Raw genomic sequence first — 13,722 nt, 5'->3', positions numbered from 1 at the left:
AGGCTCGATGGAAGCATCCGGCATCCTTGGTTGTTGGGTCTTCAGGCACATCCGCTCTCTCAAGAAAGGTGCGGACCGGCGTGGCCGACCGTCTCATCGTCCGTGGCGCTCGCGAGCACAACCTCAAGAACGTCTCGCTCGACCTCCCCCGTGACTCGCTCATCGTCTTCACCGGGCTGTCCGGGTCGGGCAAGTCCTCCCTCGCGTTCGACACGATCTTCGCCGAGGGGCAGCGCCGGTACGTCGAGTCGCTCTCCTCCTACGCCCGTCAGTTCCTCGGCCAGATGGACAAGCCGGACGTCGACTTCATCGAAGGTCTGTCGCCCGCCGTCTCCATCGACCAGAAGTCGACCTCGCGCAACCCGCGCTCGACGGTCGGCACGATCACCGAGGTCTACGACTACCTCCGGCTGCTCTTCGCCCGCATCGGCAAGCCGCACTGTCCCGAGTGCCGCCGGCCGATCTCCCGCCAGTCGCCGCAGGCCATCGTCGACAAGGTCCTGGAGCTGCCCGAGGGCAGCCGCTTCCAGGTGCTCTCGCCGCTGGTCCGCGAGCGCAAGGGCGAGTTCGTCGACCTCTTCGCCGACCTCCAGACCAAGGGCTACAGCCGGGCCCGGGTCGACGGGCAGACGATCCAGCTCAGCGAGCCGCCGACGCTCAAGAAGCAGGAGAAGCACACCATCGAGGTGGTCGTCGACCGCCTCACCGTGAAGGACAGCGCCAAGCGCCGGCTCACCGACTCCGTGGAGACCGCGCTCGGCCTCTCCGGCGGCATGGTCGTGCTCGACTTCGTCGACCTCGCCGAGGACGACCCCGAGCGCGAGCGGATGTACTCGGAGCACCTCTACTGCCCGTACGACGACCTGTCCTTCGAGGAGCTGGAGCCGCGCTCCTTCTCCTTCAACTCGCCCTTCGGCGCCTGCCCGGACTGCACCGGCATCGGCACCCGCATGGAGGTCGACCCCGAGCTGGTCGTCCCCGACGAGGAGAAGTCGCTCGACGAGGGCGCCATCCACCCCTGGTCGCACGGCCACACCAAGGAGTACTTCGGCCGGCTCATCGGCGGCCTCTCCCAGGCCCTGGGCTTCCGCACCGACATCCCGTACGCCGGGCTGCCGCAGCGCGCCAAGAAGGCCCTGATGTACGGCCACAAGACCCAGGTCGAGGTGCGCTACCGCAACCGGTACGGCCGCGAGCGGGCGTACACCACCCCCGCCTTCGAGGGCGCCGTCTCCTTCGTGAAGCGGCGGCACAGCGAGGCCGAGAGCGACTCCAGCCGCGAGCGCTTCGAGGGGTACATGCGCGAGGTGCCCTGCCCCACCTGTGAGGGCACCCGGCTCAAGCCGATCGTCCTCGCCGTCACGGTGATGGAGAAGTCCATCGCCGAGGTCTCGGCGATGTCGATCAGCGACTGCGCCGAGTTCCTCGGCCGGCTCACCCTGAACGCCCGCGACAAGAAGATCGCCGAGCGGGTCCTCAAGGAGGTCAACGAGCGGCTGCGCTTCCTCGTCGACGTCGGCCTCGACTACCTCTCGCTCAACCGGGCCGCCGGCACCCTCTCCGGCGGCGAGGCCCAGCGCATCCGGCTCGCCACCCAGATCGGCTCCGGCCTGGTCGGCGTGCTCTACGTGCTCGACGAGCCGTCCATCGGCCTGCACCAGCGCGACAACCACCGCCTCATCGAGACCCTGGTCCGGCTGCGCGACATGGGCAACACGCTCATCGTGGTCGAGCACGACGAGGACACCATCAAGGTCGCCGACTGGGTCGTCGACATCGGCCCGGGCGCCGGCGAGCACGGCGGCAAGGTCGTCCACTCCGGACCGCTGAAGGAGCTGCTCGCCAACGAGGAGTCGATGACCGGGCAGTACCTGTCCGGCCGCCGGGCGATCGCGACCCCGGACATCCGCCGCCCCGTGGACCCCTCGCGCCGCCTCACCGTGCACGGCGCCCGCGAGAACAACCTGCAGGACATCGACGTCTCCTTCCCGCTCGGCGTCCTCACCGCCGTCACCGGTGTCTCCGGTTCCGGCAAGTCGACCCTGGTCAACGACATCCTCTACACCCACCTGGCGCGCGAGCTGAACGGCGCCAAGTCGGTGCCCGGCCGGCACACCCGGGTGGACGGCGACGACCTCGTCGACAAGGTCGTGCACGTCGACCAGTCGCCCATCGGCCGCACCCCGCGGTCGAACCCGGCGACCTACACCGGCGTCTTCGACCACATCCGCAAGCTCTTCGCGGAGACGATGGAGGCGAAGGTCCGCGGCTATCTGCCCGGCCGCTTCTCCTTCAACGTCAAGGGCGGCCGCTGCGAGAACTGCTCCGGCGACGGCACCATCAAGATCGAGATGAACTTCCTCCCGGACGTCTACGTCCCGTGCGAGGTCTGCCACGGCGACCGGTACAACCGGGAGACCCTGGAGGTCCACTACAAGGGCAAGTCCATCTCCGAGGTCCTGGACATGCCGATCGAGGAGGCCCTGGACTTCTTCGAGGCCGTCCCGACGATCTCCCGCCATCTGCGCACGCTGACCGAGGTCGGCCTGGGGTACGTCCGGCTCGGCCAGTCCGCGCCGACGCTCTCCGGCGGCGAGGCGCAGCGCGTCAAGCTCGCCTCCGAGCTGCAGAAGCGCTCCACGGGCCGCACGGTCTACGTCCTGGACGAGCCGACCACGGGCCTCCACTTCGAGGACATCTCGAAGCTGATCAAGGTCCTGTCCGGCCTGGTCGACAAGGGCAACTCGGTGATCGTCATCGAGCACAACCTGGACGTCATCAAGACCGCGGACTGGCTCATCGACATGGGCCCCGAGGGCGGCAGCGGCGGCGGTCTGGTCGTCGCCGAGGGCACGCCCGAGGAGGTCGCGTCGGTCCCGGCCAGCCACACCGGCAAGTTCCTTCGCGAGATCCTCGGCGACCGCGTCAGCGACGCGGCGGCCACGGTCCCGGCCGCGCGCGGCGCCAAGAAGGCGACGCCGGCGAAGAAGGCCCCGGCGAAGAAGGCCGCGGCCGCCAAGAGCACGGCCAAGAAGGCCGTGCCCGCGCCCGCGAAGAAGACCGCAGCGAAGAAGACGACCGCCGCCCGGGCCCGCAAGGCCTGACGGTCGCGGGATCAGGCCGGTTCGGGCCGCGCCCGGCGGGCTGGGCTGGGCCGGGCTGGGTAAGTCCGGGCCGGTTCGGTCGCCCCGGTTCGGGCCGCGCCGGGCCGGACCGGGTCCCGAGGGGGCGTCCGCCGAAAGGCGGGCGCCCCCTCGGGCATGTCCGGGCCGCAGGAGCTGTCCGGGCCGCAGGACCGGACCTGGTCAGTCGTCGACGAGCTCGTGCCCGTACGGGGGTTCCGCGCCCGCCCTCGTGCAGGTGACCGCCGCCGCGCGGGCCGCGAAGGACAGCAGCTCCCGCCAGTCCTCCGGGCCCAGGGCGGCCGGAGAACGGTCCGCCAGGCCGTGCAGCAGGGCCGCGTTCACCGTGTCGCCCGCGCCGATCGTGTCGACGACCCGCACCCGCACGGACGGCACGGACACCTCGAAGCCGCGCGTGAAGACCGTCAGACCCGCGCCGCCCCGGGTCAGCACCACCGCGTCCGGCCCGGCCGCCAGCCACTCCTCCGGAGACCCGTCCAACCAGTCGGCGTCCTCCTCCGACAGCTTCAGGAGCGAGACGTACGGCAGCCAGCCCGCGAAGCGTTCCCGGTAGGCCGCCGGGTCCGGGAGCAGGCCCGGGCGGATGTTCGGGTCGAGGAGGGTGAGGGCGCCCTGCCAGTACGAGCGCCGCAGCAGCGCCTCGTACGCGCTGGCGCCCGGCTCCAGGGCGAGCGAGCAGGTCCCGAAGGCGACCGCCCGTACGTCCTCCGGCAGCCGCTCGGGCAGCGTGAAGAACCGGTCCGCCGTGCCCTCCACGTAGAAGCCGTAGCGCGCGGAGCCGTCCGGGCCCACCGAGGCCACCGCCAGCGTCGTCGGCTCCGGCCCGCGCTGCACCAGCCCGGTCGCCACGCCCGCCGCCCGCAGCCCCGCGAGCAGCGCCTCCCCGAAGGCGTCCGTCGACACCCGCGAGCAGAAGGCGGCGTCCGCGCCGAGCCGTCCCAGGGCCACGGCCGTGTTGTACGGGCCGCCGCCCGGCCGCGGCAGCAGCGGCGACAGCGGGCCCGGCCCCCCGTCCGGGACCAGGTCGATCAGGGACTCACCGGCGACGACGATCACGTACCGGAACGTAACCCATGTCCTGCCCGGCACGACAGCCACGCGCGACAGTGACGGAGCCGGGGCTGCACACCGTGGCGGCAGCCTGTACGCCGGGCCGCAGGCCCTGCGACGGACCCGGCCCCTCACGCGGGACGCCGACCCGTGCCGGGCCCGGCGACGGATCCGCGACAGACCCGCGCGAAAGGGAGCGAAACTCCGCCGGTATCGTCGGATGCCGGAACCGTCACCCCCGTCCCCCGTGGAGCACTCATGTCCGGCCAGACCCCCCGCCGCACCGTACTGAAAGGCGCCGCCCTCGCCGGGGCCGCCGGGCTGGGTGTCGCCGCCTGCTCCACCGAGTCCAAGCTCGGTCACGCCGAGAACCCGACGCCGACCGCCCCGGTCACGCTCGGCTCGCCCGACGAGGTGCCCGTCGGCGGCGCCAAGCTCTACCGCGAGCAGCGCGTCCTTGTGCACTGCCCGGCCAAGGGCCAGTACAAGGCGTTCAGCGCCCAGTGCACCCACGCCGGCTGCCTCCTCGACCGGATCGAGGACAAGCACGGAAACTGCCCCTGCCACGGCAGCCGTTTCGACGTGGCCACCGGCGAGGCCGTCCGGGGTCCGGCGACCGTGCCGCTGCCCGAGGTCCCGGTGCGCGTCGAGAACGGCCGGCTGATCGCCGGCCCCAAGGCGTAATCCCCCGGGGGGCAACCGACCGAGCGTAATCCGCTGAGGCGCAATCCACCGAGGCGTGATCCACCGAGGTGTACCGACCGAGGCCTGACCGACCAGGTGTACGCCCCGAGACCTCACCAGCAGGGGCAGAAGTCGCAGCGCCCGGCGGGGCTCACGCCCAGTCCCAGTCGATCCCCAGGATCCCCGGGCGCACCCCCTGCTCCACGACGTGCACCGCGCGGTGCCGGCCGCTCAGCGTCAGCTCGGCCCGGCCGCCGCGCGGCGCCCCCGTCGACACCTGCGCGAACCGCCGGCAGCGCACCGGCAGCGCCGCGTCGTCGAAGCGGACCTGGAGCACGTACTGCCCGCCCGCGAAGCTGAACCCGCGCACGTACTCCCGGCTCGGCCCGCCCGTACCGTCCTCGAAGCCGTACGAGAAGAGATACGTGTCCCCGGCCCGCAGCCGGGTGTCGAAGAGCAGCTCGGCGACGACCACCCCGGTCTCCGCGTGCCGCCGCACCCGCCCCGTGCGGCAGTTCTCCGTCGCCCGCACCGCCACCCGCGACACCTCGCAGCCCGGGTCGCCCCGGTGGATCGCCAGATAGCGGTCGACGCCGTCCCGGTGCGCCCGTACCACCTGTTGCGAGTCCCGGCCGAGCAGCTCACGGCCCGCCCCGATCCGCACCCGCTCCTGGTGGCCCACCGTGTGCAGCCCGCCGTCCGCCGGGCACTCCAGCTCCGCGAGCAGCCGCTCCACCGCCCCCGAGGCCTCGACGAGCGAGCGGTACGGGCGGGTGGCCGGGCGCTCCACGTCGGCGCGGGCGGCGGCGTCCTCGAGCAGCCTGATCAGCGAGTTGTCGGGTAGCTGGAGCACCTCCTCCAGGGCCCGCACCGCCTTCATCGACTCGGGCCGCTGCGGGCGGCGGGCACCCTGCTGCCAGTAGCTCAGGCTCGTCACGCCGACCCGGACGCCCCGGTGCGCCAGATGGTGCTGGACCCGCTGGAGCGGCAGCCCGCGCACGGCGAGCGCGGTGCGCAGCGCCAGGTGGAACGGGCCCGTGTGCAGCAACTGCACGAGATCGGCCTCGGATTGGCCCACGAGGACTCCTCAGTGAACGTTCACGGTGGGGGAGGCGGAGCGGCTGCCGCCGACGGTGGGCGGGCAGGTGAGCCGGGGACGGCCGTTCACACCCGGGTCACACCGTTCACAGCGCGCCGTCACCCCGCATTGAAGCGTGTTGACCCGCTCCGGACAACGCCCGATGCTCCTGGCAGCGTCCGGACGCGCTCCTCTCCTCCGACTCCCCACATCCCCACACCGGGAGGAACGCGATGCGCAGAAGCAAGCCGATCCTGGCGGCGCTGGCCGCGACCGCCGCCCTGTCGCTCGTCCCCGCCGCGCCGGCGAGCGCCGAGGACGTCGGCACCCTGTCGTACAAGCGCCTGGACATCACCATGCAGGCGCAGCAGAAGAGCAACTGGTGCTGGGCCGGCGCCGGGAACACCATCGCCACCTGGTACGGCCGCAGCTACACGCAGAACCAGTTCTGCAACGCGGCCTTCAACCGGCAGCAGGGCTACGACTGCCCCAACTGGCAGGCCACCCTCGCCAACGTGCAGAACGGGCTGAGCTGGGCCGGCATCAACCCGGGCTCGTACGTGGACGGATGGCTGCGCTACTCGACCGTGCAGACCGAGATCAACGCCGACCGGCCGGTCGAGACCCGGATCCAGTGGTCCAGCGGCGGCGGCCACATGCACGTCATCTACGGCTACGACGACGCCAACAGCTGGGTCTACTGGGGCGACCCCTGGCCGACCAGCGACCGCTACAACTGGGCCTCGCACGCCTGGTACGTGAACAACGGCTCGTTCTCCTGGACGCACTCGCTCTACCGGATCGGGGCGTGACGACGTGACGACGACGATGAGCGTACGCATACGGGTGGTGGCCCTCGCGGGTCTGCTGGTGGCTCTCGGCGCTGCCCCTGCCGGTGCCGCGCCTCTTCCCAGCGCGGCCACGCCGGAGCAGGCGGCCGCCGCGCCGCAGACCCTCGACACGGTCGCCCGCTTCTTCGCGCGGGACGCCGGGGACGCGCGGGGCGGTGCCCTGGCCCGTGCGGCGGCGAAGCCCCGCATCGAGGGCGCCTCCGTCCCCGTACGGCTCCTGTCGCCCGACTTCGTGGCCGGGAAGCCGGGGGCGCCGGTGGCCCGGGTCGAGTTCTACGCCGGCACGGCGGTCGCCGCAGACGGCCGGACGGCCTCGCTGTGGACCGTGCGCGGCGCGGGCGGCGGCTGGCAGGTGGTCAACATCGCCACCGGCGACGACGAGCGGCGCTACACCGAGCAGGGGCGGCGGGCGCTGCCCGGCGGCCTGGTCTTCCGCGAGCCGCAGATCGACGCGTGGTACGTGCAGAAGGGTACGAAGGTGCTGCCCCTGGACGAGGACGCGACGCGGGCCGTCGGGAAGAACGGCACCACCCTCGCCGCGTACCGGACGCGGGTCGTCCGGGCGTACGGGGACAAGCTGCCGGGCTCCGCGTACGCGAGGAAGGGCGCAGCCGGCGGCTACGACTCCGGGCCCGCCGTGCCCGCCGCCCACAACGAGCCGACCGTCACCGCCACCTCCGCCGCGCTGGGCGCGAGCGCGCTGCTCGCACTGACCCTGGGCGGCGCGCCAGCGCTACGCCGCCGCCGCAACGCAGCACGGACGCCCTGACACCCGGCGGCAGCGGCCACAGAAGGCCGCCACCGCCACCACCTCGCCCGCCCTCCGCCCCGACGGGTCCGGAGGGCGGGCAAGCCCGGCCCGCCAGCCTTGGCCGTCTCCGGCGCGGGGCCAGCCGGCTGTCTTGCGCCCGGGCCGCATCGGTCCCGAGCCTGTTCGGCACGTCGGCACGTCGGCACGTCGGCACGTCGGTACGCCGGCCCGGCGCCCGCCCCCCACGGGCTCACCATCGCCCCCTCACTGCGCCAGATACCCCCCGTCCACCGGCAGCACCGCGCCCGTCACGAACGACGCCTCGTCCGAGGCGAGGAAGAGGATCGCCGCGGCCACCTCCTCCGGGCGGCCGAAGCGGGCCATGGGGTGGGCGCGGGAGACGGTTTCCAGGTATTCGGGGCCGCCGGGTTCGTGCCGGGCGGCGGCTACGCGTTCGGTTTCGATGGTGCCGGGGGCGACCGCGTTGACGCGGATGCCGTGCGGGGCCCACTCCACGGCCAGGTGCTTGGTGAGCCCGGTCGCCACGAACTTGGCCGGGCCGTAGACGGCCTGCCGCGCCTGGCCGGCGACGCCGGAGACGGAGGAGGTGCAGACGATCGCGCCGCCCCCGCTCGTGCGCATCGCCTCGATCGCGTACTTGCAGGTCAGGAACATGCCGCGGCCGTCGACCGCCATCACCCGGTCGAAGTCCGCGGCGCTCGCCTCCACCACGTCGAGCAGCGGGATCACGCCGGCGTTCGCCACCAGGACGTCGAGCCGGCCGAAGCGGTCCACCGCGGTGGTGATCATGCGGCGGGCGTCGGCGTCGTCCGAGACGTCGCCCACCACCGTCACCACGTCGTCGCCGAGCGTGCCGTCGCCGAGCCGCTCCTCGTCCACGTCCGTCGCCACCACCCGCGCGCCCTCCGCCGCGAAGCGCAGCGCCGTCGCGCGGCCGATTCCGCTGGCCGCGCCCGTCACCACGCACACCCGGCCGGCGAGCCGTCCTGAACCCTGGTTCGTCATGCCCGGGCAACGAGCGGAGGCGGCCTGAGTGTCGGTCCCCGCCAGTAGGGTGGGGACCATGGCCGACCCCTCCAGCTACCGCCCCAGGCCGGGAGAGATCCCCGACTCGCCGGGGGTCTACAAGTTCCGCGACGAGCACCGCCGGGTGATCTACGTCGGGAAGGCGAAGTCCCTGCGTCAGCGGCTCGCGAACTACTTCCAGCCGCTCGCGAGCCTGCACCCGCGCACCGCGACGATGGTGACCACGGCCGCCTCCGTGGAGTGGACGGTCGTGTCGACGGAAGTCGAGGCGCTGCAGCTGGAGTACTCCTGGATCAAGGAGTTCGACCCCCGGTTCAACGTCAAGTACCGGGACGACAAGAGCTACCCCTACCTCGCGGTGACCCTGAACGAGGAGATCCCGCGCGTCCAGGTCATGCGCGGCCACAAGAAGAAGGGTGTGCGCTACTTCGGGCCGTACGCGCACGCGTGGGCGATCCGCGAGACCGTCGACCTGATGCTGCGGGTCTTCCCGGTGCGTACGTGCTCCGCGGGCGTGTTCCGCAACGCCGCCTCGGCCGGCCGGCCCTGCCTGCTCGGCTACATCGGCAAGTGCTCGGCGCCCTGCGTCGGCCGGGTCACCCCCGAGGAGCACCGCGAACTGGCCGACGACTTCTGCGACTTCATGGCCGGCCGCACCGGCACGTACCTCCGCCGCCTGGAGAAGCAGATGATGCTCGCGGCCGAGGACATGGAGTACGAGAAGGCCGCCCGGCTGCGCGACGACATAGAGGCGCTGCGCAAGGCCATGGAGAAGAACGCGGTGGTGCTCGCCGACGCCACCGACGCCGACCTGATCGCACTCGCCGAGGACGAGCTGGAGGCCGCCGTCCAGATCTTCCACGTGCGCGGCGGACGCGTGCGCGGCCAGCGCGGCTGGGTCACCGACAAGGTCGAGGCCGTCGACACGGCCGGGCTCGTCGAGCACGCCCTCCAGCAGCTCTACGGCGAGGAGAGCGGCGACGCGGTCCCCAAGGAGGTCCTGGTCCCCGCCCTGCCCGAGGACGACGGGGCCGTCACCGCCTGGCTCTCCGGCCGCCGCGGGTCGAACGTGTCGCTGCGCATACCGCAGCGCGGCGACAAGAAGGCCCTGATGGAGACCGTCGCGCGCAACGCGCAGCAGGCCCTCGTGCTGCACAAGACCAAGCGGGCCAGCGACCTGACCACGCGCTCCCGGGCCCTGGAGGAGATCGCCGAGGCCCTGGACCTGGACTCGGCGCCGCTGCGCATCGAGTGCTTCGACATCTCGCACCTGCAGGGCGAGGACATCGTGGCCTCCATGGTCGTCTTCGAGGACGGGCTGCCGCGCAAGAGCGAGTTCCGCCGCTTCCAGATCAAGGGTCGTGTCGGAGACACGCAGATCTGGCATGGCGAGGGGCAGGACGACGTCCGGTCCATGCACGAGGTGATCAGCCGCCGCTTCAGGCGCTACCTCGCCGAGAAGGAGCGGACGGGGGAGTGGGGCGACGGCGAGGTGCCGGCCGACGCGCCCGAGGACGACGGGCGGCCCAAGCGCTTCGCCTACCCGCCGCAGCTCGTCGTCGTCGACGGCGGCCAGCCGCAGGTCGCCGCCGCCCGGCGCGCCCTGGACGAGCTCGGCATCGACGACGTCGCCGTCTGCGGCCTCGCCAAGCGTCTGGAGGAGGTCTGGCTGCCCGGCGACGACGACCCGGTCGTGCTGCCGCGCTCCTCCGAGGGCCTGTACCTCCTCCAGCGGGTGCGTGACGCGGCTCACGACTTCGCCATCCGCTACCAGCGGTCCAAGCGGAGCAAACGCATCCGCACCAGCCCGCTCGACGCCGTCCCCGGTCTCGGCGAGACACGGAAACAGGCGCTCATCAAGCATTTCGGCTCGGTCAAACGGCTCCGGCAGGCGACAATCGACCAGATCTGCGAGGTCCCCGGCATGGGCCGGAAGACGGCCGAGGCCGTGGCGGTGGCCCTCGCGCAGGCGGCCCCGGCCGCGCCCGCCGTGAACACGGCCACAGGAGAGATCATGGAAGACGACGGGGGCACCACGGCATGACCGAGAACGACCGGCACGACCAGCACATCGAGTACGAAGACGGAGCACCGGACATGGACACGGGCACCCCAGAGCCCGCCGGCGAGAACAACGGCGAGAACAACAACGCCGACGCGGCCATCCCCGAACTGGTGATCATCTCCGGCATGTCCGGCGCCGGCCGGTCCACCGCGGCGAAGTGCCTGGAGGACCTCGGCTGGTTCGTCGTCGACAACCTGCCGCCCGCGCTGATCCCCACCATGGTGGAGCTCGGCGCCCGCTCCCAGGGGAACGTGGCCCGGATCGCGGTCGTCGTCGACGTCCGCGGCCGGCAGTTCTTCGACAACCTGAAGGACTCCCTCGCCGCCCTCGACGCCCAGCAGGTCACCCGCCGGATCGTCTTCCTGGAGTCCTCCGACGAGGCCCTCGTCCGGCGCTTCGAGTCGGTCCGCCGCCCGCACCCGCTCCAGGGCGACGGCCGCATCGTCGACGGCATCGCCGCCGAGCGCGACCTGCTGCGCGAGCTGCGCGGCGACGCCGACCTGGTGATCGACACCTCCAGCCTCAACGTGCACGAACTGCGCGCCAAGATGGACGCCCAGTTCGCCGGCGAGGAGGAGCCCGAGCTGCGGGCCACCGTGATGTCGTTCGGCTTCAAGTACGGCCTGCCGGTCGACGCCGACCTCGTCGTCGACATGCGCTTCCTGCCGAACCCGCACTGGGTCCCCGAGCTGCGCCCCTTCACCGGCCTCAACGAGGAGGTCGCCAACTACGTCTACAACCAGCCCGGCGCCAAGGAGTTCCTGGACCGCTACACCGAGCTGCTCCAGCTGATCGCCGCCGGCTACCGCCGCGAGGGCAAGCGCTACGTGACCATCGCCGTCGGCTGCACCGGCGGCAAGCACCGCTCGGTGGCCACCGCGGAGAAGCTGGCCGCCCGCCTGGCCTCGGAGGGCGTCGAGACCGTCGTCGTCCACCGGGACATGGGGCGCGAGTGAAGCCGTACCGCCGGCGCACGTCCACCCTGTCCGTACGGCGCACGCTGCGCAGACGCGGCGCCCAGCCCAAGGTCGTCGCGCTCGGCGGCGGCATGGGCCTGTCGGCCTCCCTCGCCGCGCTGCGCCGGATCACCGGCGACCTGACCGCCGTGGTCACCGTCGCCGACGACGGCGGCTCCAGCGGCCGGCTCCGTGAGGAGCTCGGCGTGCTGCCGCCCGGCGACCTCCGCAAGGCGCTCGCCGCGCTGTGCGGCGACGACGACTGGGGCCAGACCTGGGCGCGGGTCATCCAGCACCGCTTCCAGTCCGAGGGCGAGATGCACGGCCACGCCGTCGGCAACCTGCTGATCGTCGCCCTCTGGGAGCAGCTCGGTGACCCCGTACAGGCCCTGGACCTGGTCGGCAGGCTGCTCGGGGCACAGGGCCGGGTGCTGCCCATGTCCGCCGTGCCGCTGGAGCTCCAGGCCCTGGTCAGGGGCCACGACCCGGCACGCCCGCAGGACGTCGACACGGTACGGGGCCAGGCCACCGTGGCGCTCACGCCCGGCGAGGTGCAGTCGGTGCACCTGGTGCCGCACGACCCGCCGGCGGTGCCCGAGGCGGTCGCCGCCGTCCTGGACGCGGACTGGGTGGTCCTCGGCCCGGGCTCCTGGTTCTCGTCGGTGATCCCGCACCTCCTGGTGCCCGAACTCCTCGACGCCCTGATGGAGACCAAGGCCCGCCGGGTGCTCTCGCTGAACCTCGCGCCGCAGCCCGGAGAAACCGAGGGCTTCTCCCCGCAGCGTCATTTGGAGGTTTTGGCCCGACACGCCCCTAAACTCGCCCTGGACGTGGTGCTGGCCGACGAGGCCGCCGTGCCCGACCGCGAGTCACTGGCCGACGCCGCCAAGCGGCTCGGCGCCGCGGTCGAGCTGGCGCCGGTGGCCAGGCCCGACGGTGCTCCGAAGCACGACCCGGAGCTGTTGGCCGCCGCGTACGACCGTATTTTTCGGATGCATGGAAGGATCGGCCCATGGCGATGACGGCAGCGGTGAAGGACGAGATCTCCCGGCTTCCCGTCACCCGGACCTGCTGCAGGAAGGCCGAGGTCTCGTCGATCCTGCGGTTCGCGGGCGGGCTGCACCTGGTGAGCGGCCGGATCGTGATCGAGGCGGAGCTGGACACCGCGATGGCGGCCCGCCGGCTCAAGCGGGACATCCTGGAGATCTTCGGACACAGTTCCGAGCTGATCGTGATGGCCCCCGGCGGGCTGCGCCGCGGCTCGCGCTTCGTGGTGCGGGTGGTCGCCGGCGGCGACCAGCTGGCCCGGCAGACCGGTCTGGTGGACGGCCGCGGCCGCCCCATCCGCGGCCTGCCCCCGCAGGTCGTGTCCGGGGCCACCTGTGACGCCGAGGCGGCCTGGCGCGGCGCCTTCCTGGCGCACGGCTCGCTGACCGAGCCGGGCCGCTCCTCCTCCCTGGAGGTCACCTGCCCCGGCCCGGAGGCCGCGCTCGCCCTGGTCGGCGCCGCCCGCCGGCTCTCCATCGCCGCCAAGGCGCGTGAGGTGCGGGGCGTGGACCGGGTCGTGGTCCGCGACGGCGACGCCATCGGCGCCCTGCTGACCCGGCTCGGCGCGCACGAGTCGGTGCTCGCCTGGGAGGAGCGGCGGATGCGGCGGGAGGTCCGCGCCACCGCCAACCGGCTCGCCAACTTCGACGACGCCAACCTGCGCCGCTCCGCCCGCGCCGCCGTGGCCGCCGGTGCCCGCGTCCAGCGTGCCCTGGAGATCCTCGGCGAGGAGGTGCCCGAGCACCTGGCCGCCGCCGGCCGGCTGCGCATGGAGCACAAGCAGGCGTCCCTGGAGGAGCTGGGCGCGCTCGCCGACCCGCCGCTCACCAAGGACGCGGTGGCCGGGCGGATCCGCCGGCTGCTCGCCATGGCCGACAAGCGGGCGCAGGACCTGGGCATCCCCGGGACCGAGTCCAATCTGACGGAGGAGCTGGACGACAGTCTCGTCGGCTGAGCCCCGCGAACCCCGCCGCGGAGCCAACTCCCCACTGCCGGTGCCTTTCTGAGGTGCCGGCAGTTCCGTTTGGCGGGCTTCCGTCGACGCGCCGA

The 13,722-nt window shown here is 72.7% G+C and carries 11 protein-coding genes; 8 read left to right on the top strand and 3 right to left on the bottom strand.

All coding sequences use genetic code 11. From position 1 onward, the window contains the following. The first annotated feature begins 80 nt into the window (after positions 1–80). Positions 81–3,104, top strand: a complete 3,024-nt coding sequence (gene uvrA, locus ACIRSU_RS28565; protein ID WP_403797902.1) for an excinuclease ABC subunit UvrA — start codon at positions 81–83, stop codon at positions 3,102–3,104. Positions 3,105–3,305: 201 nt separating this feature from the next. Here uvrA and ACIRSU_RS28560 read toward each other — a convergent pair whose 3' ends face one another. Then, on the bottom strand, positions 3,306–4,199 hold the full coding sequence (locus tag ACIRSU_RS28560; RefSeq protein ID WP_403797899.1) for a carbohydrate kinase: 894 nt from the start codon (positions 4,197–4,199) through the stop codon (positions 3,306–3,308). Between the two features lie 252 nt (positions 4,200–4,451). On the opposite strand from ACIRSU_RS28560, the gene ACIRSU_RS28555 reads away from it, so the two are divergent. Then, positions 4,452–4,877, top strand: coding sequence for a Rieske (2Fe-2S) protein (locus ACIRSU_RS28555; protein ID WP_403797896.1), 426 nt, complete (start codon positions 4,452–4,454; stop codon positions 4,875–4,877). 151 nt (positions 4,878–5,028) lie between these two features. Here ACIRSU_RS28555 and ACIRSU_RS28550 read toward each other — a convergent pair whose 3' ends face one another. Next, entirely contained in the window at positions 5,029–5,955 is a 927-nt protein-coding gene (locus ACIRSU_RS28550; protein WP_403797893.1) for a hypothetical protein, read from the bottom strand. Positions 5,956–6,188: 233 nt separating this feature from the next. On the opposite strand from ACIRSU_RS28550, the gene ACIRSU_RS28545 reads away from it, so the two are divergent. Both ACIRSU_RS28545 and ACIRSU_RS28540 read left to right on the top strand, forming a co-directional pair. Further along, positions 6,189–6,767, top strand: a complete 579-nt coding sequence (locus ACIRSU_RS28545) for a papain-like cysteine protease family protein (protein ID WP_403797890.1) — start codon at positions 6,189–6,191, stop codon at positions 6,765–6,767. 16 nt (positions 6,768–6,783) lie between these two features. Next, positions 6,784–7,575: a hypothetical protein gene (locus ACIRSU_RS28540; protein ID WP_403797887.1), complete on the top strand. Its 792-nt coding sequence runs from the start codon at positions 6,784–6,786 to the stop codon at positions 7,573–7,575. Positions 7,576–7,821: 246 nt separating this feature from the next. Here the strand turns inward: ACIRSU_RS28540 and ACIRSU_RS28535 are convergent, their stop codons facing one another. Next, entirely contained in the window at positions 7,822–8,643 is an 822-nt protein-coding gene (locus ACIRSU_RS28535; RefSeq protein WP_403797884.1) for an SDR family NAD(P)-dependent oxidoreductase, read from the bottom strand. Here ACIRSU_RS28535 and uvrC point away from each other — a divergent pair. Genes uvrC through whiA form a run of 4 tightly spaced genes read left to right on the top strand, consistent with a single transcriptional unit; the run spans position 8,642 to position 13,627 of the window. Continuing rightward, a complete protein-coding gene (gene uvrC / locus ACIRSU_RS28530; protein ID WP_403797881.1) occupies positions 8,642–10,648 on the top strand; it encodes an excinuclease ABC subunit UvrC in 2,007 nt (668 codons plus the stop codon). The genes ACIRSU_RS28535 and uvrC overlap by 2 nt on opposite strands. Before the next feature lie 53 nt (positions 10,649–10,701). After that, entirely contained in the window at positions 10,702–11,625 is a 924-nt protein-coding gene (rapZ, locus tag ACIRSU_RS28525) for an RNase adapter RapZ (protein ID WP_403798589.1), read from the top strand. Then, entirely contained in the window at positions 11,622–12,647 is a 1,026-nt protein-coding gene (yvcK, locus tag ACIRSU_RS28520) for a uridine diphosphate-N-acetylglucosamine-binding protein YvcK (protein ID WP_403797879.1), read from the top strand. The genes rapZ and yvcK overlap by 4 nt, the downstream gene beginning before the upstream one ends. Beyond that, on the top strand, positions 12,638–13,627 hold the full coding sequence (gene whiA, locus ACIRSU_RS28515) for a DNA-binding protein WhiA (RefSeq protein ID WP_030205188.1): 990 nt from the start codon (positions 12,638–12,640) through the stop codon (positions 13,625–13,627). The genes yvcK and whiA overlap by 10 nt, the downstream gene beginning before the upstream one ends. The last annotated feature ends 95 nt before the right edge of the window (positions 13,628–13,722 follow it).

This window comes from Streptomyces sp. NPDC101160, from assembly GCF_044768205.1.
Lineage (GTDB): Bacteria > Actinomycetota > Actinomycetes > Streptomycetales > Streptomycetaceae > Streptomyces.
This window is presented reverse-complemented; position numbering and strand designations above follow the sequence as displayed.